The sequence below is a fragment of the Ruegeria sp. AG6 genome (assembly GCF_056541565.1).
The window spans coordinates 575,663-595,442 of record NZ_JBQFYQ010000001.1 but is presented as its reverse complement, the minus strand read 5'-3'; the positions used below and the strand labels follow the sequence as shown (position 1 = coordinate 595,442).

The following is a 19,780-nucleotide window of genomic DNA, read 5'->3' as shown; positions in this document are numbered from 1 at the left end:
CCCGCCTTTTTTGTTAACTTCCCAGCGACCACCAACCGCGACGTTTGGGTTTGGCGGGTACAGGTTCAGGCTCTTCCGCCACGCTTTCAAGCACCGGCTCGGGCGTTGTTTCCGCTGGCCCGTCTTCGGCAGGATCGTCGGTTTCTGAAACGTCAGCGGCTTCTACAGCTTCCGCAGAAGGCTTTTCACCCTCATCCGCTTCTTCAACCGCTTGTGCCGCATCCACACCGTTTGCAGGTTGCTCTTCCGACGGCGGAGCGTCAGCCTGTGCTTCGGCTGGTTCAGCGGCCACCTCAACTTGTTCCGCCACGACCTCTGCGCTTCCGCCCTCGATGCTCTCGCCGGTTTCCTCGGCTGCCGGCTCTTCCGTCACGGCGTCCGCCGTCGTGGCGGATGGCTCTTCAGGCTGATCCGCAACTTCTTCGGCCACCGCATCTTTCTTGCGACGGCGCGGGGCGCGTTTGCGCTTGGGCTTTGCCGGTTTTTCTTCCTCCGAAGCCTCAGCTTCAGCCGGCTCAGCACTTTCGACGTCAGGCGTATCGCTCTCTGCGTCTTCTTGTGCTGGCGCTTCACCCTCTTCTGCGGTCTGCTCCGGCGTATCCCCATTGCCCGCGCCTTTCTTGCGACGACGACGACGGCGCTTGCGCTTGGGCTTTGCCTCTTCTTCGGTCTGAACGATTTCCTCTTCGGTCTCTTCCGCGTCCGATGAATCGACAAGATCCATCAGCGACGCATCGACAGAAACAACAGGCGCCGTGGCCTCGGGAACAATCCGGCTGGCCGTCTTGAATTTCTCCATCGAGAAGTCCGGGCTGACCAAATGGATATCCCCTTCGATCCTCACCGAAAGCCCATACCGCGCCTCGATCTGGGCAATATGCTCGCGCTTCTGGTTCATCAGGAAGTTCGCGATACTGACCGGGCAGCGCACCAGAACCTCGCGCGAGCGGCGGCGGGTGCCTTCCTCTTCGATCTGACGCAGGATCGACAGCGCCATGTTGTCGTCCGAACGGATCAGGCCGGTGCCGTGGCATGCCGGGCATGGCTGTGTGGTCGCCTCGATCATACCGGGGCGCAGACGCTGACGGCTCATCTCCAGCAGACCAAAACCCGAAATACGACCAACCTGAATGCGGGCGCGGTCGGTTTTCAACTTGTCTTTCAGACGCTTTTCGACAGCAGCGTTGTTCTTGCGCTCGTCCATATCGATGAAATCGATGACAATCAGACCTGCGAGGTCGCGCAGGCGCAACTGACGTGCAACCTCTTCCGCAGCTTCAAGGTTGGTCTTGAGTGCGGTTTCCTCGATCGAGCCTTCCTTGGTTGCCCGGCCCGAGTTCACGTCGATCGCCACCAGCGCTTCCGTCACGCCGATCACGATATAGCCACCGGATTTCAGCTGTACGGTGGGATTGAACATCCCGGCCAGATAGCTTTCCACCTGATAGCGCGCGAACAGAGGTAGCGCATCTTCGTACCGTTTCACGTTCTTGGCGTGCGACGGCATGATCATCTTCATGAAGTCCTTGGCGATGCGGTACCCGCCCTCACCTTCGACCAAGACTTCGTCGATATCACGGTTGTAAAGATCTCGGATCGACCGTTTGATCAGATCACCTTCTTCATAGATCTTTGCCGGCGCGATGGATTCCAGTGTCAGCGCCCGGATCTGCTCCCACAAACGCTGGAGGTATTCATAGTCGCGCTTGATCTCGGATTTGGTTCGCTTGGCTCCGGCGGTTCGAATGATCAAACCCGCCCCGGTTGGCACATCGATATCCGTTGCGATCTCTTTCAGCTTTTTCCGGTCCGCCGCGTTGGTAATCTTGCGGCTGATGCCACCACCACGTGCGGTATTGGGCATCAGAACGCAATACCGTCCTGCCAGCGAAAGATAGGTCGTAAGCGCAGCACCCTTGTTTCCGCGCTCTTCCTTGACAACCTGCACCAGCAGAACCTGACGTACTTTGATGACTTCCTGTATTTTGTAACGACGCGGGCGCGGTTTGCGCGGCGGACGAATGTCTTCGCTGTCATCATCGTCAGCAACCGATTCAATCGATGCGTCTTTTGATGCAGCGTCTGTACCTTTGGTTTCGTCAACGTCCTCATCAGGGTCTTGTTCATCATCCGCAGCTTCGACAGGTTCTTCTGCTTGCTCGGGCTCGGATTGGGCTTCATCGCCTTCCGATAAAACGTCTTCAACGGCCTCCACCGCCTCTTCGGCCTGATCTTCCGCCTCGTCGTCCGAGACCTCGACAGCCTGTTCAGTTGCTTCCTCGGCAACGTCGTCCAGCGCAGCCTCACCCGAAGCGGTTTCGGTTGCTCCTTCAGTGGCCGCCGCGTCATCGTCAACCGGCTCCTCTACCGGAGTTTCAGCGACGACTTCCATCGGCGACGTTCCTTCCGGAACATCAACATCTGCTTCTTCACCCTCGTCCAGATCGATGGTTTCCATGCCGGTTGGTTCGGTCGAAACCTCCATCGTTTCAACCGGATCATCCGATTTCACGTCAGCAGCCTTCGCACGAGACCGGGTCCGCCGCTTCTTGGATTTGGCCTCCTCAGCCTCATCGCGCGCCTTCATAGCCTCGGCATAGGCGCGCTCTTCCTCCATCAGCGCCTCACGGTCAGCGACAGGGATCTGGTAATAATCCGGGTGAATTTCAGAGAATGCCAGGAAACCATGCCGGTTCCCGCCATAATCCACAAAGGCCGCCTGAAGCGACGGCTCAACCCGCGTTACTTTTGCAAGATAGATGTTGCCGGCAAGCTGGCGTTTGTTTTCGGATTCAAAATCGAACTCCTCGACCTTGTTTCCGTCAACCACCACGACGCGGGTTTCCTCCGCGTGGGTGGCATCGATAAGCATTTTCTTAGCCATTTGTCCTTGGTGCACCGCGCCAAACGCGTTGTCCTGACCTGTCCAGGCGGACAGGCGCTTTTGGGGAGGTGTCTTGTCAGGGCGATATCAGACGGCGCGCGGCAGGGTCTGGCGCTGTGGCCCCCTGCCCGTTCTCTCAATCGTTGCGCGCGCGTCATCGCGGTTCTTCTCCGACAGGCGCGTCTGAACGCAGCCTGCCCATTTATTCCTTTCGCCCAGTGATCCCGGGCTCAGGTACTCCACTGCCCGTTGATGGGCATAATCGGTCTGCTGAACCGCGAGGTCTTGACCCTCACCAACGGATCAGCAGCGAAACTCAAAGATTCGGGACTTGCAGGCGTCAAATTCGCCCGGCCCGTTCCGACACAATAAAAGCAACCCTGTGGAAAAGACAATGGGCAAACTGCATTCTGCGCCCAAACCAGCGGTGACGCCCCCTTCATCTGGCCAAAAATATCCCGGGGGAGGCGCCACAGGCGACGGGGGCAGAGCCCCCAAATCGCATCGCTTACAGATAGTCCGAACGCTGAAGGCCGTATTTGGCCATCTTCTCGTTCAGCGTCCGGCGAGGAAGGCAAAGCTCGTCCATGACTGACGCGATAGAGCCTTTGTGCCTGCGCATCGTATTATCAATCAGCATTCGTTCGAACGCTTCGACATATTCCTTCAGCGGCTTGCCCTCGGTGGTCATCACCGGCTGCATCTCTTCGTGATCGGACATCAACAGAGACGCGATGGTGCCCGAGCCACGGCGCGATTGCAGCACCGCCCGTTCGGCAATGTTGATCAACTGGCGCACATTGCCGGGCCAAGGGGCCTGCAACAATTGCGCAGCCTCCTGCGCGCTCACCTGGGGTGCATCGCAACCGTATTCTTCGGCAAACTGCTCGCTGAGACGGGTGAACAGGGTCAGGATATCTTCGCCCCGCTGCCGCAACGGCGGCATGGTGATGCGCAGCGCCGCCAAGCGATAAAACAGGTCCGGGCGCAGCACGTCTTCCGACGTCTTCCCCGCCTCCTGCAAGTTCGAGATGGCAACAATCCGGGTCTCTGCGGGTGTGCCCTGCTCGTTCATCACGCTCAGCAGTTTGGCCTGCAACGTATCGCTCAACGCTTCCACATCTTCCAGAACCAGCGTGCCGCCACGCGCCTCTTCGATGGCGGGCAGTTGCGCATCTTCGGGCATCATCGGGCCAAACAGGCGCTTGGCCAGTGCATCCTCTTCAAGCGCGGCGCAGGACACCAGAACAAACTTCTTGCCAGCACGGCTGCCAACGGCATGAAGCGCGTGAGCCACAAGGGTTTTCCCGGTACCGGTTTCACCGTCGATCAACACATGGCCGTCAGCCTGGCCGAGATCCAGAATATCCTCACGCAGCCGCTCCATGACCGGGCTGGCACCGATCAGCTTGTTCATGATCTGGGTGCCGCCGGACAGCTCGCGCCGCAAGGCGCGGTTGTCCAAGGTCAGACGGCGCGCATTGCTGGCGCGTTTGGCCAGTTCGGACATCCGATCGGGGTTGAACGGTTTTTCAAGGAAGTCGAACGCGCCAACGCGCATCGCTTCAACCGCCATCGGCACATCACCGTGGCCGGTGATCATGATCACCGGTAAGGTGCTGTCGGCCCCCATCAGCTTTTTCAGAAGCTGAATGCCATCCATTCCCGGCATCTTGATGTCCGAGATCACGATCCCCGGATAATCCGGCCCCAGAACCTTGAGCGCGTCCTCGGCGCTGGCAAAGGTTTCCGTGTCATACCCGGACAAAGCAAGCCATTGGCTGATCGATTGGCGCATGTCCTGTTCGTCATCCACAATGGCGATTTTCATGGCCTGTGCCATAGTCATTCCTCGTTATTCCGCGGCCTCAAGGCCGTCGCTTCCCAGTGCTGGCAACTGCATTTCAAACACCGCGCCGCCGTGTTGGCCGTTGCGCGCAGTCAGCCGTCCCCCATGGTCGTTCACGATCCCCGACGAGATGGCAAGCCCCAGGCCCACCCCGTCTCCGGGCTGTTTGGTGGTATAAAACGGCTCGAATAGGTTCTCGATATCCTCGATCCCATGCCCGTTGTCGCGTACCGTCAGGACAGCCGTGTCACCCGCCGCCAGGATGATTTCCACATCCGGCTCTGCCACTGATTTGGTGGCGTCCAGCGCATTGCGCAAGAGGTTGACCATAACCTGCTCGATCCGCATCCGGTCCCCCATCACCACCACCGGTTCTTCCGGCAGGATCTGGGTGATCTTTACATGGCGCTGACGCAACTGCGGTTCCATCATCGACAAGGCCGAGGCCAGCGCTTCGCCAAGATTTACAGGTGAAAACGCATCTGCCCCCTTGCGCGCGTAAGATTTTAGCTGCCGCGTAATCGCCCCCATCCGCTCGATCAGACCATCGATGCGACCGAAACTTGCCAACGCTTCTTCCGGCCGGTTTCGACGCAACAGCAGACGGGCGCCGGCCAAATAGGTTTTCATTGCAGCCAGAGGTTGATTCAGCTCGTGACTGACCGCCGCTGACATCTCACCCAGAGCTGCAAGTTTCGAGCTTTGGGCAAGGGTCTGTTCGGCCAAATCCAACGTCTTTTCAACCCGTTCGCGTTCAGCGATTTCCCGCTGTAGCCTGGCGTTCAATGCGCGAAGCTCTGCCGACTCGCGCTGAAACAGGGTCATGCGCAGCGTCGCCCTTCGGCTCAGCGCGTAGAACGCCAGCGCCAGAAGAATCGCAAAGCCCATGATCTCGAGCGCCAGAACGCTGTTCACTTTCTCGCGGATCGAGGCATAGGTCGTGAAAGATGTCATTTGCCAGCCGCGGAACGGGATGCGCGTCTCCAGACGCATCACGGCCTCGCCTTGCAGGTAGGCGTCAGGTGGCAAAGCGGTCCAATCGGTGGTCGCGCGAATGGCCCGCTGGATCGCCCCTTGCGGCGGTTGACGCAGCAGGGCCGCCCCCTCATCCAGACCCCGCCAGCGCGGTTCGGTGGACAGAATGATGGTTCCGGTGCTGTCAGTGACCATCACCGCATCCGAAATACCGGCCCATGCCTGTTCAAACTTTTGCAGATCAACTTCGACAACGATCACGCCCAGTATTTCCGCACTGTTTTCAAGTCGGCGCGAATAGACAAAGCTGTATCCGCCGGATTCCTTAGGAATAACGGAAAAGATCGTCGCATTTGACCGGATCGCGTCCACAAAATACGGAATATTCCTGTGCGCCTCGCCCAGCCTGTTCCGATCCGTCGCCGCAACCGTTCGCCCGTCACCATCCAACAGCATCAACGACGCCGCACCGATTTCCTCAACGAACGAAATCAAACGCTGCGTCGATAACGAATAGTCTCTGGATTGCAGCGCCGAAATCAGTGTCGGGTCCCGCGCCAGCAACTGGGGCACGATCGAGTTGCGGCGCAGTTCGCTCAGCAAATTGCCCGAATACAGCGCAAGGCGCAGCTCGGCCCGGTTGCGGGTGGATTCGGTGAACCTGTCGGTCAACAAGCGGTTGGTGATCCAAACCGTTGCGATTGTTGCCACCATCAATACAATAACAGCCAGCCGCAGCCGCCACCCCAACGGGGCGCCGCGAAACGGTTTCAGCAGCTTTGACCAGCCTGATCGCACGTCCGAGTTCATGATCAGACGTTACGCGCGGGCGCGCGTGACCTCAAGTCACGCCGCTTCAAACACACCTGACAATGCGCGGAACAGCGCCGCCCCGTCGGTGCCGCCATGCCCTTGATCGGCCGCACGCTCGGGATGCGGCATCATACCCAGAACACGACGGTTTTCGGAAAGGATCCCCGCGATATCACCGACTGAGCCGTTGGGGTTCTCGGTATAGGTGAATGCGATCCTGTCCTGATCTCTCAACGCCGCCAGCGTTGCGTCATCCGCGAAATAGTTGCCGTCGTGATGCGCGATCGGAATACCGATCACGTCGCCTGCGTTATAGCCACCGGTAAACACGCTGTCGCTGGTTTCGACTTTCAGGCCCACAGTCTTGCAGATGTATTTCAGCCCGGCATTGCGCAGCAGCGCCCCCGGCAGGATACCTGTTTCCGTCAGAACCTGAAATCCGTTGCAGATCCCGACCGCATAACCCCCGCGTTCAGTGTGGTTGACCACGGCCTTGCAGATCGGCGACTGCGCAGCGATTGCACCGCACCGCAGATAGTCACCGTAAGAAAACCCGCCCGGAACGCCCACGATATCAATACCGTCCGGCAGCGCCGCATCTTTGTGCCAGACCATGTCGACCTGAAAACCAGCCTGCTCAAAGGCGACCGCGAGGTCTCGGTCACAGTTTGATCCGGGGAAAACGATTACGGCTGCGCGCATGGCGGGCCCTCCTACGAGACAAAATCGGTGACGACCGCAACGCCCGGAGGGGTTGGGTGGTCAAAGGCGGCAAGCTCGGCGCTCACCTGGTTGAGAGATATTTTTCGCGTAACCAACGGGCTCAGGTCAATTCCACCGCCCGCGATCAGCGACAACAAAGACGGATAGCGCCAGCTTGGCATTCCGCGTGTGCCAAAGACGGAAAGCTGGTCAGAGTAAAGCACATCCATCGGCAACGCCATCTGGGTGTGATCTCCGGCAGGCATCCCGATCTGCACCATGCGCCCCATTTTGCGCAGGGAACGCATCGCGGACACGGTCGTAGCTTCGACGCCAAGCGCCTCGATCGCAATATGGGCGCCGCCACCGGTGATTTCCTTCACCACCTTAGGCGCATCGCAGGTTGCCGCATTGACCACCGCGTCAGCGCCCAGAGTCTGGGCATAGTTCAGTTTGTCATCCGTGATGTCGACAATTACCACACGTGCGCCAAGCGCCTTGCCCAGCAGCAAAGTGGAAATCCCGACACCGCCGCCGCCGAAGACGGCAATCCATTCACCACCCTGAACCTGTGCCCGACCGACCAATGCCTGCCACGCTGTCGTCACGCGGCAACCCAACGCGGCCGCGATGTCCGGCGCGATGCTGTCCGGCAAGGATGTCAGGTTCGCGTCGGCATGGGCCACCGCGACATATTCTGCAAAAGCGCCGTCACAGGTGAACCCCGGCACAACCTGATCCGCGCAGATCGTCTGATGACCCTGCGCACAATCCGGACACCGGCCACAGGCCAGAATGAAAGGAGCAATCACCCGATCCCCGACACGCCACCGGGTGACGCGCGCGCCGACGGAAACAACCTCGCCGCAATATTCATGACCGGGGGTCATGGGCAGGATGACATCCGGGTCCGAACCAGACCACGCGTGCCAGTCAGACCGGCACACGCCGCAGGCCAGCACCCGCACGACCACGCCGTCTTCCGCAGGTGCGGGATCCGGGATCGTCGTTACCTCAAGCGGCTGACGGTAAGTGATCAGACGCGCGGCCCGCATTCCGTCAGACCAGTTCGATCTCGTAGCGTTCGATAACCGTGTTGGCCAAAAGCTTTTCGCACATCTCGGTCACATCTGCTTCGGTCGCGCCGTCGGCCAGTTCAAGGTCGATCACCTTGCCCTGCCGCACACCTTCGACCTGATCAAAGCCCATTGCGCCCAATGCGTGCCGAACCGCTTCGCCCTGCGGGTCCAGCACCCCGTTCTTGAGCATCACATGAACCCGTGCTTTCATTTTGGCAACTCCACCTGCGGGCCGCAATCCGGGACCCATTTCGTTGCGCGGGGGATAGCGCGCCAAATGGCTTTCGACAACCCTGTTTGCAAAGCAGTTTGCCGCAGCAATCCAACTATTCGCCTTCTTTGACCAATCCCGGATAATGCGCGTCAATCGCATGGAACGTGCCAGTCAGAACCATCTCGACCGCGACGGCGACCAGCAGGATGGCCATGATCCGGGTCAGGACGTTGATCATTGTCTCACCCAACAGGCGCGAGATCTGATCTGCGAACAACAATCCCAGCCCCACGATCGCACAGGCAATCAGGATCGCCGAACCCAGCGTCACGATTTCGGCACCGTTCGACAGTTGGTGCGAAAAAACGATCGTGATGGCAATCGTGCCCGGCCCGATGGTCAAAGGTATCGCCAGCGGTACGACGGCAAAATTCAGTTTCCGCTCGTGCCCGTCGTCCATCGCGGCCTGATCGCCCGGCGGCCGGTCCTCGGCCTTCAACATCGACATCCCGATTCCGAAGATGATGATCCCTCCGGCTATCCGGAAAGCCGGCACATCAATGCCAAAAACCCCAAGCACCTCTTCCCCGATCACAACAGCGGTCAGTGCAATGACGGTAACCGAGATCATGACAACTACCGCAACATGCCGCCGTTCTGCCGCGGTGCAGTTTTTCGTCATGCTCAGAAAAATCGGGATGTTGTAAAGCGGATTGAAGATTGCAAGCACGGCGGCCAGAAACTTCAGAAATACTGTCTGATCAAACAGTTCCGCCATTTGACACCCATCCTGAACCTTTTGTGCCTGCCCGAGGCAAACATGCTGGGGAAACGGGAAACTGTCAATTTCAACCGCGAACGAAAAAACGCCGCAAACACGGTTGCGGCGCTTTGGCCAACTTGTGGTCCGGCCGTTCCTAGTTGATCAGCGTCGGCTTGGTGACATTGTTGTTGGGAAGGACACCCAAACGGCGTGCAACTTCGGAATAGGCGTCGGTCAAACTGCCCAAATCACGGCGGAACACGTCCTTGTCCAGTTTCTGGCCGGTTTCGATATCCCACAGGCGGCAGCTGTCGGGGCTGATCTCGTCAGCTACGATCAGTCGCTGATAATCGCCTTCAAACACGCGGCCGATCTCGATCTTGAAGTCGACCAGACGAATGCCCACCGCCAGCATCACACCGCTCATGAAATCGTTCACGCGCAAGGCAAGGCTGAGGATATCGTCCATGTCCTGCTGGCTGGCCCAGCCAAACGCGGCGATGTGTTCTTCAGTGACCAGCGGATCACCCAGCGAATCGTCCTTGTAGCAGTACTCGACGATCGGGCGCGGCAGCTGCGTGCCCTCTGCAATGCCCAAGCGCTTGGACATCGATCCGGCGGCATAGTTGCGCACGATCACTTCCAGCGGAACGATTTCGCAGTTGCGAACCAGCTGTTCACGCATGTTCAGGCGGCGAATGAAGTGGTTCGGAATGCCGATCTGGGTCAGGCCGGTCATGAAGAATTCCGACAGACGGTTGTTGAGCACACCCTTGCCGTCGATCACGTCCTTCTTTTCCGCGTTGAAGGCGGTGGCGTCATCCTTGAAATACTGGACGATGGTGCCCGGTTCGGGGCCTTCGTACAGAATCTTGGCCTTGCCTTCGTAGATTTTCTTGCGACGCGCCATAAGCGACCTTTCCACTCTGCACAGAGGGATTGAGTCCCCTCACGTTGGCGTCCTCATAGTCCAAGCACCCATTTCCCGCAAGTTCATGTACCCGAGAGGCTTTGACGCAGCGCAAATCCCTTGCGCATGGGACGTCGTATAGTCATATCATCAGGAAAGAAGACATAACCCAAGAGGTCCTTGCCCTATGACGACGTTCGACGAACGCGAAAACGCCTTTGAAGCCAAGTTTGCCCATGATGAAGAGATGCAGTTCAAGGCACAAGCCCGCTGCAACAAGCTTTTGGGTCTTTGGGCTGCTGAAAAACTGGGTAAATCCGGTGCCGACGCCGAAGAATATGCAAAGACGGTCGTGATTTCCGACTTCGAGGAAGCCGGGCACGAAGATGTCGTTCGCAAGGTTTCGGGTGACCTGGGCAACCTGTCCTCGGTCGAGGAAATCCGCGCAAAAATGGCCGAGCTTCTGCCGGAAGCCAAGGCACAGGTTCTGAGCGAGACCAACTGAGCCCAGGGCGTCCGACTCATGATCTTCATGAGTTTTATGAATTTGATTTGACGCCTTGGTCATGAGACACGGGGCGTCTCTTTTTTTAACGGCGTTTTGCGCCTTTTTCTGGAACAACCCTATGACAAACGCGCTGAGCAAGCTTCTGGAATCCAATGACGCCATTCTGGCCGATGGTGCCACGGGAACGAATCTGTTCAACATGGGCCTGCAATCTGGTGACGCTCCCGAACTCTGGAACGTGGATGCCCCGGACAAGATCCGGGCTCTGTATCAGGGGTCGGTTGATGCAGGCAGCGATCTGTTCCTGACCAACACGTTCGGCGGCACAGCGGCACGGCTGAAACTGCATGACGCGCACAACCGCGTCGGCGAGCTTAACCGCATCGGCGCCGAGCTGGGGCGCGAAATCGCCGACAAGGCGGGACGACCTGTCGTCGTTGCAGGATCGGTCGGCCCGACTGGTGAAATCATGGAACCGGTCGGCAGCCTGTCGCACGCGGAAGCCGTGGAAATGTTCCACGAACAGGCGGAAGCGCTGAAAGAAGGTGGGGTGGATGTTCTGTGGGTGGAAACCATCAGCGCCCCGGAAGAGTTTCGCGCCGCCGCCGAAGCCTTTGCCCTGGCCGACATGCCCTGGTGCGGCACAATGAGCTTTGACACGGCCGGACGCACGATGATGGGTGTCACCTCGGCCGATCTGGCACAACTGGTCGAAACCCTGCCGAATCCTCCCATCGCTTTCGGTGCGAATTGCGGCACCGGCGCATCCGACATTCTGCGCACCGTACTGGGATTTGCCGCGCAAGGGACTGAACGCCCGCTGATTTCGAAGGGCAATGCAGGCATTCCGAAATATGTGGATGGTCACATCCATTATGACGGCACGCCCGAACTGATGGGGCAGTATGCCGCCATGGCGCGGGATGCCGGCGCGACCATCATTGGCGGGTGCTGCGGAACCATGCCCGACCACCTGCGCAAGATGCGTGAGGCGCTGGATACCACACCTCGTGGCGAACGCCCGACACTCGATCAGATCACTGATACGCTGGGTCCGTTCACATCCGCCTCGGACGGGACGGACGATGATGCGGCACCGGATCGCCGCACACGCCGCCGCCGCCGCGCATGATGCCAGCCTGATCAGCGCCCTTCGAATTTCGGAGGGCGTTTTTCCATGAAGGCCACAACACCTTCGGCAAAGTCCCGCGAACGGCCACATTCGCCTTGCAGGTGCGCCTCGGTCGCAAGCTGCTGTTGCAGGGTGTTTTCATACGTTCCGCGAATGGCTTGCTTGATTGCGCCATAGGCGGCCGTGGGGCCTTTTGCCAGATACTCTGCCCTCTTGCGCCAATGATCGGCGAAGGCGTCATCCGGCACGGCTTCCCAGATCATGCCCCATTCATCCGCCTGCTTTGCGGTGATCTTGTCGGCAAACAAGGCCGCGCCCATTGCTTTGGCCAACCCCATCTGGCGGGGCATGAACCATGTCCCCCCGGCATCGGGAAGCAGACCGATACGGGCAAATGCCTGTAGGAAATAGGCGCTTTCGGTGGCAATCACCACATCTGCACAAAGGGCAAGGTTCGCGCCTGCCCCGGCCGCCGGTCCGTTCACCGCGGCAATCGTGGGCACCGGGCAATTGTGGATCGTCTCCAGCATCGGTTCATATTCATCGCGCAGCGACCGTTCCAGATCGATCTTGCCGGTTGAAGACGCATCGCCCAGATCCTGCCCGGAACAAAACGCAGGGCCCGAACCGGTGATGACGACACAGCGCGCCTTGACCGCTGCATCTTTCATCGCGTGCGTAATCTCTGCCCGCATCTGGGTGGTCAGCGCGTTCATCTTATCCGGCCTGTTCAGCGTCAGAACTGCCAGACCATCTGCAATCTCCAGAGCAACCGTTTCGTAATTCATGAAAACCCTCCCGTCGCGCCATGTGTTTTTGCACACTTACTGGCCCGGACGGGACGGGAAAAGCAGAACCACGCGTCAGTCTTCAAGAATTTGACGCAGACGTTCTTTTTCGTCCTCACTCAACGCGGCAGAGTCCACTGACGCACGGGCCTTGGACCGGGTACGGAGAAAGTTCAACCCAACCGCTGCAGCGATCAACAGCATGATTGGCCCGGCCAGCCACAAAAACAGGTTCGAGCCGCTGGCAGTCGGTTTCAGAAGTACGTATTCGCCATACCGATCAACGATAAACGCGATCGCCTGTTCGTCCGTATCCCCAGCCACCAACCGTTCCCGCAACAACACACGCAGATCACGCGCCAAATCCGCGTTGCTTTCGTCGATGCTCTCATTGCGGCACACAAGGCAACGCAGTCCGGCGCTGAGATCCCGCGCACGCTGTTCCAGAACCGGATCATCCAGAACCTCGTCAGGCTGCACCGCAAAGACAGGGGTTGCGAACATCATCACAATCAGAACAAGGCGTTTCATTCCGCAGGTACTCCGCCGACCGGGGTTTTTCTTGCGCCTGCGGCCACGCGGAAGCGCCTGTCACACAGGCTCAGGACACCGCCAAGCGCCATCAGGATACAGCCGCCCCAGATCCAGTTTGCCAGCGGCTTGATATAGGTTCGCATCACCCAGCCACCATCTGCCTGTTGATCGCCGATCACGACGTAAAGGTCCCCGAGGAAACGATAATCGATCGCCGCTTCGGTCGTGGGCATCCGCGCAACGGGGTAGTCCCGTTTTTCCGGGTGCAATGTCCCGATCGGACGGCCATTCTTTTCAACCAGAACATCCGCCGTAGTCGAAAAATAGTTCGGCCCCTCGACCCGACGGACATCTTGCAGCGTCAGCGTGAACTGTCCCACTTCGAAAGGTTGGTTGGGTTGGGCGACACGAATATCCTCGTCCTCCCACGCAGTCAGGCCTGCAATGGCAAAGATGGTAACACCCAGCCCGGTATGAGCAACGGCTTTACCCCAATCCGCCCCAGGCAGACGGAACAAGCGTTTCAGGCTGCCATTGCGCCCCGTACGGCTCCACAGATCAACGATGGCGCCAAATGTAATCCACGCCCCAAGGAACAGACCCACCGGCCCCAAAGCGCTGCGGCCGGTCTGCATCGCCCAAACCAACAGGGCAATCGCCAAGGCGAGACCAAAGGCATAGCGCAGCGACCAGGCCGTTTTTCCAATCCGCCCGCGTTTCCACGGCAACATGGCCCCGATGGGAAGGATCAATCCCAGCAAAACCATGAATGGGGAGAATGCAGCGTTGAAAAACGGCGCTCCGACCGAGAGTTTGCGATCAAACATCATCTCGGCCACCATCGGCCACATGGTACCGACAAAGACCACGAAACAACTGACCGCCAGCAGGACGTTGTTTACGATTAGCGCGCTTTCGCGGCTGACCATGCCGAAAACACCCTTGGCCTCCATCGCCTGCGCCCGCGCGGCAAACAAAGTCAGCGCCCCGCCGATGAAAACCACCAGAATAAACAGGATGAACACCCCGCGTTCCGGGTCATTGGCAAAGGCGTGAACCGAGGTCAGCAGCCCCGAACGAACGATGAATGTTCCGATCAGCGAAAACCCAAAGGCAATGATTGCCAGCAGGATGGTCCAGCTTTTCAGCGCCTCGCGCTTTTCAACAACAATTGCCGAATGCAGCAGCGCTGCCGCCAGGAGCCACGGCATGAAAGAAGCGTTCTCAACCGGATCCCAGAACCAGAAGCCGCCCCAGCCCAGCTCGTAATAGGCCCACCAGGACCCCAGCGCGATGCCGATTGTCAAAAACACCCAGGCGGCCAGCGTCCATGGGCGAACCCAGCGGCCCCATGCCGCATCGATACGCCCTTCGATCAGCGCCGCGATGGCAAAACTGAACGCCATGCTCAGCCCCACATAGCCGAGATACAGAAACGGCGGATGGAAGGCCAAACCGGGATCCTGCAACAACGGGTTCAAATCCCGCCCGTCAAACGGCGCGATTGCCAGCCGGTCAAACGGGTTCGAGGTAAACAGTATGAAAGCAAAAAATGCCACGGCAATGGCAGATTGAACCGCAAGCACACGCGCCTTCAGGCTTGGGGGCAACCCGCCCCCAAAGAACGCCGCCATCGCTCCGAACAGCGTGACAATCAGCACCCAAAGCAACATCGATCCTTCGTGGTTTCCCCACGTCCCGCTGATCTTGTAGATCATCGGCTTGGCCGAATGACTGTTTTCGACCACGATCCGCAGCGAAAAGTCCGACACGATGAATGCCCAGATCAGCGCACCGAAGGAAAATGCAGTCAGCAGAAACTGGACGATGGCAGCAGGCTCGGCAAAAGCCATCCAGCCGGTCCAGTTTTTTGACGCACCGATCAGAGGCACCACGCTTTGTACGATGGCGACGAAAAAGGCGAGGATGAGGGCGAAATGGCCAAGCTCTGTAATCATGCCCCGGAATATACTGCGAGGCCGAACCGGGGGCCATTAACTTTCGCACGATCCGGGGGCACATAGTGTCGCGGGTCAAAGCCCTCGAAGCTTGCGCCAATCGGTCAATGCTGGATTCGCATCAGGACGCGAGGCGTTCTGCATCAGGTTGCCATCAGGGCCGGGGTCGGCGACGCCCGGGCTGTCGCTGCGCATGGCCCGTACTGTTTCTATGTTCCCCATGACCGTCGGCAACCGCTGCATGGCTGCGCCTATATCCCGCTGAAAATCCTGCATTTTGCTCTGATGGCGCGCGCCAAAATAGAAAGACACAATCACGCCCAGCAACCACCAAAGAGGTTCCGGCACCAGCGCAATGCCCTGCATGCGTTCAGCGAACCACAGCGGATCCACCATTGCGGCAACAAACAATCCCAGCGTTCCAAGTGCCAACGCCGGGCGCGGCAACCGATTCACGCCATCCATAACGCGGTCGTACAGTCCTTTTTGAGGAACCACGAACTCTCGGCCGAACTGCGTCATTGCCTGACTTTGCAACTCTGTCGCGCGCTCGGCACGGGACTCGGCGTTTTCCCGGTATATTTCAACCGTCTCACGCACAGCGTTGCGACCGCCCCCAAACAGCAGCGCCAATACCCCCGAGATCAACCCCATGCCGCAACCCTTTCCTTGAATTCACTTTCCGTAAGACGATAGCGTGGCGACAGAAACTCTTCGGCCCGTTTGATCCAGCCTCCTTTGCCACCGGATCGGGTGCGCGCGTATTTTCTGGATGCCGGGCGTTTGTCGGCCAGCCGAAAGTAATAGTTCCGCCGCGCCACACCATACGCATCGCGCAACGCGTTGGGGTCTGGTTGGGCCGCGTCTTCGCACGCCTGTGCCGTTTGCGCGCCGATCACGCCATCTGCCACGACGTCAAACCCCATATCACGCAAAAGCCGTTGCAGGATTATTACTGCTTGCGCACCGGCATTGACGTACATGTCAAAAACAGGGGCATGCAGAACATCTGGCAACAGCACGATGCGTGGCTTTTCAAAGTAGTGCTGAACAAAGATGTCGACCGCCTCGCGCTGAGTAAGCGCCCGGACATCCGCCACGTCAACCAGCCCATCCCCGGTCCGATCCAGTCCAAGCCGGCGCATCGTATGGATGGTGACACCGAATTTGGTTGCCCCGCCCGGATCGTCCGGGTCATTCACGTACCCGCCTTCCCGACGCACAATTTCATTGGCAATCTGCCGAACCGTTTGCATAGCGCCCTCATTTCGTTGAATGGCGCTGACGATCCCGAAAAAGAATTAACAAGCCTGAACGACCGAGGGCGCTGCCCGCATCCCGCGCGCAACGCCCTCAACACAAATGTGGGTCAGGTCAGCTTTCTTCAGCCTCTTTGTACACGCCCTGCTCTTTCAACGCGTCCACGACTTCCTTCGGCATATAGGTTTCGTCATGTTTGGCAAGAATTTCCGTGGCTTCGAACACGCCGTTCACGTAACGTCCGGTGCCGACCATGCCCTGATTTTCCGAAAACAAATCAGGCAGAACCCCGGTGAAAGAAACCTTGACGCTTTCGCCGCCGTCGGTGACGACAAAATGTACGGTTTCGCCCTGCCCGCGGATGATCGAACCTTCTTCGACCAGGCCGCCAATCCGAAAGACCTCGGTCGGCTTGGGTGGTTCGGCAATCACCTGGCTTGGCGAGCGGAAAAAGTTGATCCCGTCGCGCATGGCATAGCCAATCAACGCCGTCGATGCCACCAAGGCAACGACAGCTACCAGAATGACTTGTACTCGGCGACGTTTCTTGAGCGTTTTCATACCGTCCTCACGGGAATAACGGTGCCATCATCAGGCCCCGGGTTTCAATCTCACCTAACATCAGGTTGGCGTTCTGCAAGGCTTGGCCACTGCTACCTTTTGTCAGGTTATCCAGCGCCGCGATCACGATCGCACGCCGTTCGATCCGATCTGCCACAACTCCGATATGACAGAAGTTGGACCCGCGCACATGGTGGGTCGATGGTGTCTCGCCCATCGGCAGCATCTGAATGAAAGGCTCATCCGCATAAGCCTTTGCAAGCGTTTCATAGATGCTCAGCGGGTCACCTTTTACGTAGGTCGTGGCCAGAATGCCCCGGTTTGCAGGGATCAGGTGCGGAGTGAACTGCACATGAACCGCACGACCGGCCAGCTTGGAAAACTCCTGATCGAACTCGCCGAGATGCCTGTGGGTCCCGCCGACGGCATAGGCGTTGGTGCCCTCGCTCAGTTCGGCGTGCAGCAGGTTTTCCTTCAGCGACCGCCCTGCCCCGGAGACAGCACATTTCAAATCCAGCACGATATCGTCCAGATCAATCACCCCGGCAGAAACAAGCGGCCGCAGAACATATTGACCGGTTGCCGCGTTGCACCCTGTGCCCGCCACCAGCCGCGCGCCCCGGATTTCGTCGCGATAAAACTCGGTCAGGCCATAAACGGCCTCTTCCTGCTGCTCGAGCGCGGTATGCGGGTTTCCGTACCACTTTTCATATTCATCCGGGTCAGTCAGCCGGAAGTCAGCAGACAGATCGATGATCTTCAGATCCTTGGGCAGTGCACTGATCACTTCCTGGCTGGTCTTGTGCGGAAGGGCACAAAAACACAGATCGATCCGGCAAAAATCGATCTCGGAAATCTTGCACAAGTCCGGCAGATCCATGTGGCGCAGATGCGGGAAAACCTGCGCCATGGTCATCCCCGCCTTGCGTTCGGCGGCCAGCGCGGCGATTTCCATGTTGGGGTGTTCGGCGATCAGCCGCACCAGTTCCGCACCAGTATAACCCGAAGCGCCCAGAATTGCGATTTTATGGGTCATGTCAGACCTCTTCTCAACGTGTGTCACATGTTACGACCGCCGATGCGACGGTCTTGAAATAATGAAAGCAGAGCGGCCGCGTCCTTGACCGAAGTCAGGCAGCCTCGAATGTGATTTGTCGTCGGAGGAACTGTGTCGCCCGATCGCTCACCACATTGGGTTTCCCCGTCGTCAGGAACCCTCCCGCGCCACCACCCAGCATGTTGGGGTGGCGATGCAGATAATCCGCAAGGCTTTCCGCGACCAACTCCCCCTGGCTATAGACCTGCACGTCAGGTCCCAATGCCGCCTGAAACACGTCAGCCATTAGCGGGTAATGCGTACAGCCCAGAATGGCCGCCTGCGGTTCAGGCATCTTGCGCTTGAGGGCTTCCACATGGCTGCGCACCAGCGCCTCGGCCAGGATCATGTCACCGTCTTCAATGGCATCCACGACTCCACCACATGCCTGCGCCTCGACATCCACGCCAATTGCCCGGAACGCCAGCTCGCGCTGAAAGGCCCGGCTGGATACAGTGGCGGGCGTGGCGAACAAGGCGACATGCTTGACCGCCACTTCGCGTGGTGGGGAATTGTCGCCCCATTGCCGTTCGGTCAGGGCTTCGATCAAGGGAACAAAGACACCAAGCACACGTTTGCCTTCGGGCACGCCCTCTTCCTGCATCCGGCGCAGCGCCGCCGCGCTGGCTGTGTTGCAGGCCAGAATCACCAAGTTGCAGCCGCGATCCCAAAGGTCCTGCACGGCCTTTCGGGTCAGCTGATAGATGTCCTCGGCATCGCGCACACCGTATGGGGCATGCGCGCTGTCCGCGTAATACAGGAAATCAACGTCAGACAGTCGTGTCTGCGCGGCGCTCAGGACGGTAAGACCGCCCAATCCGGAATCAAAGATACCTACTGCCATTAGCCCCTTCAGGCGCGATGCCGTTCCTCAAATTCATAGCCATAGTCATAAGACTTCAGCGGTGTCGGAGACAGCTCATACGTCGCTTTGCGCAGGAAATCCATCATCTTGCGCGTATCCTTGCCCAGCGGATCCAGAATGTCGCGCCCGATAGGCGTGCCAATCACCACTTTGACCGGAGTATCGACACGTTTTTTGAATTCCTTGATCAGTAACCCCATGCGCAGGGTGTTGTGCATATGGCTAGCAATCTGAAACAGACGTGACGTGTGCCCGTCGAAGAACACCGGAACGACAGTGGCGTTGGATTTCGCCACCATTCGGGCCGTGAAACCGCGCCAACCCGGATCCATAGGATGGGCAAACGGATTAACGCCGGTGCTGACCGTACCCCCGGGGAAAATCCCGATCGCGCCGCCATCGCCAAGGTAATTCAATGCAGTCTTCCGCGTATCCAGGTTCAGTTTCACCGCTTCTTTCGTTTCATCAAACGAAACAGGCAAAACGATACGGTTCAGGTCTTCGGCCTTGCGGAAAACGCGATTTGCGAGAATTCGGAAATCACCACGGGTCTGAGACAATACATGCCCCATCATCAGCCCATCCAGAATTCCATATGGATGGTTTGCAATCAGGATAAGCGGACCTTCCTTGGGGATATTCGCCAGCGCGCCACCAACGACATCCAAGGTCAATCCATAGCGATCGACCATGACCGACCAAAAATCCCGACCCTTTGCGACTTCTTTTTCGTATCCGTCCGCCCGTTTGATCAGACGCAACCGTCCCGTGGTGTTCTCCATCAGCCTGATGACCAACCGCCCCCCCTTGGTTTCGGCGGAATGCGCATACGAGATGTCACGAACGACATGACGACGAGAAGACATGAAGGGCTCCGTTTTGCTGCCCG

19 protein-coding genes are annotated in these 19,780 nt (G+C 58.6%); 2 read left to right on the top strand and 17 right to left on the bottom strand.

Annotated features, from left to right (window positions below; all coding sequences use genetic code 11):
- Window positions 1-13 precede the first annotated feature (13 nt).
- The 8 genes from ACR0I0_RS02895 to purC form a co-directional block, all read right to left on the bottom strand.
- A complete protein-coding gene (locus tag ACR0I0_RS02895) occupies window positions 14-2,884 on the bottom strand; it encodes an Rne/Rng family ribonuclease (RefSeq protein ID WP_480490116.1) in 2,871 nt (956 codons plus the stop codon).
- A gap of 508 nt (window positions 2,885-3,392) precedes the next feature.
- Complete coding sequence (locus ACR0I0_RS02890; RefSeq protein ID WP_050603452.1) at window positions 3,393-4,727, bottom strand: sigma-54-dependent transcriptional regulator; 1,335 nt, start codon at window positions 4,725-4,727, stop codon at window positions 3,393-3,395.
- A 12-nt stretch (window positions 4,728-4,739) separates the two neighbouring features.
- Window positions 4,740-6,422, bottom strand: a complete 1,683-nt coding sequence (locus tag ACR0I0_RS02885) for a sensor histidine kinase (RefSeq protein WP_371732232.1) — start codon at window positions 6,420-6,422, stop codon at window positions 4,740-4,742.
- A 132-nt stretch (window positions 6,423-6,554) separates the two neighbouring features.
- On the bottom strand, window positions 6,555-7,223 hold the full coding sequence (gene purQ / locus ACR0I0_RS02880; RefSeq protein WP_152457897.1) for a phosphoribosylformylglycinamidine synthase subunit PurQ: 669 nt from the start codon (window positions 7,221-7,223) through the stop codon (window positions 6,555-6,557).
- An 11-nt stretch (window positions 7,224-7,234) separates the two neighbouring features.
- Complete coding sequence (locus ACR0I0_RS02875; protein WP_480490114.1) at window positions 7,235-8,278, bottom strand: zinc-dependent alcohol dehydrogenase family protein; 1,044 nt, start codon at window positions 8,276-8,278, stop codon at window positions 7,235-7,237.
- Between the two features lie 4 nt (window positions 8,279-8,282).
- Window positions 8,283-8,513, bottom strand: coding sequence for a phosphoribosylformylglycinamidine synthase subunit PurS (purS, locus tag ACR0I0_RS02870; RefSeq protein ID WP_117872765.1), 231 nt, complete (start codon window positions 8,511-8,513; stop codon window positions 8,283-8,285).
- Between the two features lie 115 nt (window positions 8,514-8,628).
- Entirely contained in the window at window positions 8,629-9,294 is a 666-nt protein-coding gene (locus ACR0I0_RS02865; RefSeq protein ID WP_209833215.1) for a MarC family protein, read from the bottom strand.
- Between the two features lie 139 nt (window positions 9,295-9,433).
- The gene (gene purC / locus ACR0I0_RS02860; RefSeq protein WP_209833217.1) at window positions 9,434-10,189 is read right to left on the bottom strand and encodes a phosphoribosylaminoimidazolesuccinocarboxamide synthase; all 756 of its coding nucleotides are present in this window, start codon (window positions 10,187-10,189) and stop codon (window positions 9,434-9,436) included.
- Window positions 10,190-10,376: 187 nt separating this feature from the next.
- Here purC and ACR0I0_RS02855 point away from each other — a divergent pair, with 187 nt between their 5' ends.
- Window positions 10,377-10,694 (top strand): DUF1476 domain-containing protein, encoded by a 318-nt coding sequence (locus ACR0I0_RS02855; RefSeq protein ID WP_171632670.1) that lies wholly within the window; start codon window positions 10,377-10,379, stop codon window positions 10,692-10,694.
- A gap of 121 nt (window positions 10,695-10,815) precedes the next feature.
- Window positions 10,816-11,829 (top strand): betaine--homocysteine S-methyltransferase, encoded by a 1,014-nt coding sequence (bmt, locus tag ACR0I0_RS02850; protein ID WP_171632672.1) that lies wholly within the window; start codon window positions 10,816-10,818, stop codon window positions 11,827-11,829.
- A gap of 11 nt (window positions 11,830-11,840) precedes the next feature.
- On the opposite strand, the gene ACR0I0_RS02845 is transcribed toward bmt, so the two are convergent.
- The 9 genes from ACR0I0_RS02845 to ACR0I0_RS02805 all read right to left on the bottom strand — a co-directional run bounded on the left by ACR0I0_RS02845 (window position 11,841) and on the right by ACR0I0_RS02805 (window position 19,757).
- Window positions 11,841-12,617 (bottom strand): enoyl-CoA hydratase-related protein, encoded by a 777-nt coding sequence (locus ACR0I0_RS02845; RefSeq protein ID WP_171723332.1) that lies wholly within the window; start codon window positions 12,615-12,617, stop codon window positions 11,841-11,843.
- 75 nt (window positions 12,618-12,692) lie between these two features.
- Window positions 12,693-13,148 carry a cytochrome c-type biogenesis protein gene (locus ACR0I0_RS02840; RefSeq protein WP_480490111.1) on the bottom strand — a complete coding sequence of 152 codons (456 nt, stop codon included), beginning with the start codon at window positions 13,146-13,148 and terminating at the stop codon, window positions 12,693-12,695.
- The gene (locus tag ACR0I0_RS02835; RefSeq protein ID WP_171116071.1) at window positions 13,145-15,109 is read right to left on the bottom strand and encodes a heme lyase CcmF/NrfE family subunit; all 1,965 of its coding nucleotides are present in this window, start codon (window positions 15,107-15,109) and stop codon (window positions 13,145-13,147) included. Before ACR0I0_RS02835 ends, ACR0I0_RS02840 begins: the two co-directional genes overlap by 4 nt.
- A 75-nt stretch (window positions 15,110-15,184) precedes the next feature.
- A complete protein-coding gene (locus ACR0I0_RS02830; protein WP_480490110.1) occupies window positions 15,185-15,763 on the bottom strand; it encodes a holin family protein in 579 nt (192 codons plus the stop codon).
- A complete protein-coding gene (locus ACR0I0_RS02825) occupies window positions 15,754-16,365 on the bottom strand; it encodes a holin-associated N-acetylmuramidase (RefSeq protein ID WP_480490108.1) in 612 nt (203 codons plus the stop codon). Before ACR0I0_RS02825 ends, ACR0I0_RS02830 begins: the two co-directional genes overlap by 10 nt.
- Before the next feature lie 118 nt (window positions 16,366-16,483).
- Window positions 16,484-16,930: a cytochrome c maturation protein CcmE gene (gene ccmE, locus ACR0I0_RS02820; RefSeq protein WP_171116077.1), complete on the bottom strand. Its 447-nt coding sequence runs from the start codon at window positions 16,928-16,930 to the stop codon at window positions 16,484-16,486.
- A gap of 7 nt (window positions 16,931-16,937) precedes the next feature.
- Window positions 16,938-17,966 carry an N-acetyl-gamma-glutamyl-phosphate reductase gene (gene argC, locus ACR0I0_RS02815; protein WP_480490106.1) on the bottom strand — a complete coding sequence of 343 codons (1,029 nt, stop codon included), beginning with the start codon at window positions 17,964-17,966 and terminating at the stop codon, window positions 16,938-16,940.
- Between the two features lie 94 nt (window positions 17,967-18,060).
- The gene (locus tag ACR0I0_RS02810) at window positions 18,061-18,870 is read right to left on the bottom strand and encodes a glutamate racemase (RefSeq protein WP_480490104.1); all 810 of its coding nucleotides are present in this window, start codon (window positions 18,868-18,870) and stop codon (window positions 18,061-18,063) included.
- An 8-nt stretch (window positions 18,871-18,878) separates the two neighbouring features.
- Complete coding sequence (locus tag ACR0I0_RS02805) at window positions 18,879-19,757, bottom strand: lysophospholipid acyltransferase family protein (protein ID WP_480490102.1); 879 nt, start codon at window positions 19,755-19,757, stop codon at window positions 18,879-18,881.
- Window positions 19,758-19,780: the final 23 nt, after the last annotated feature.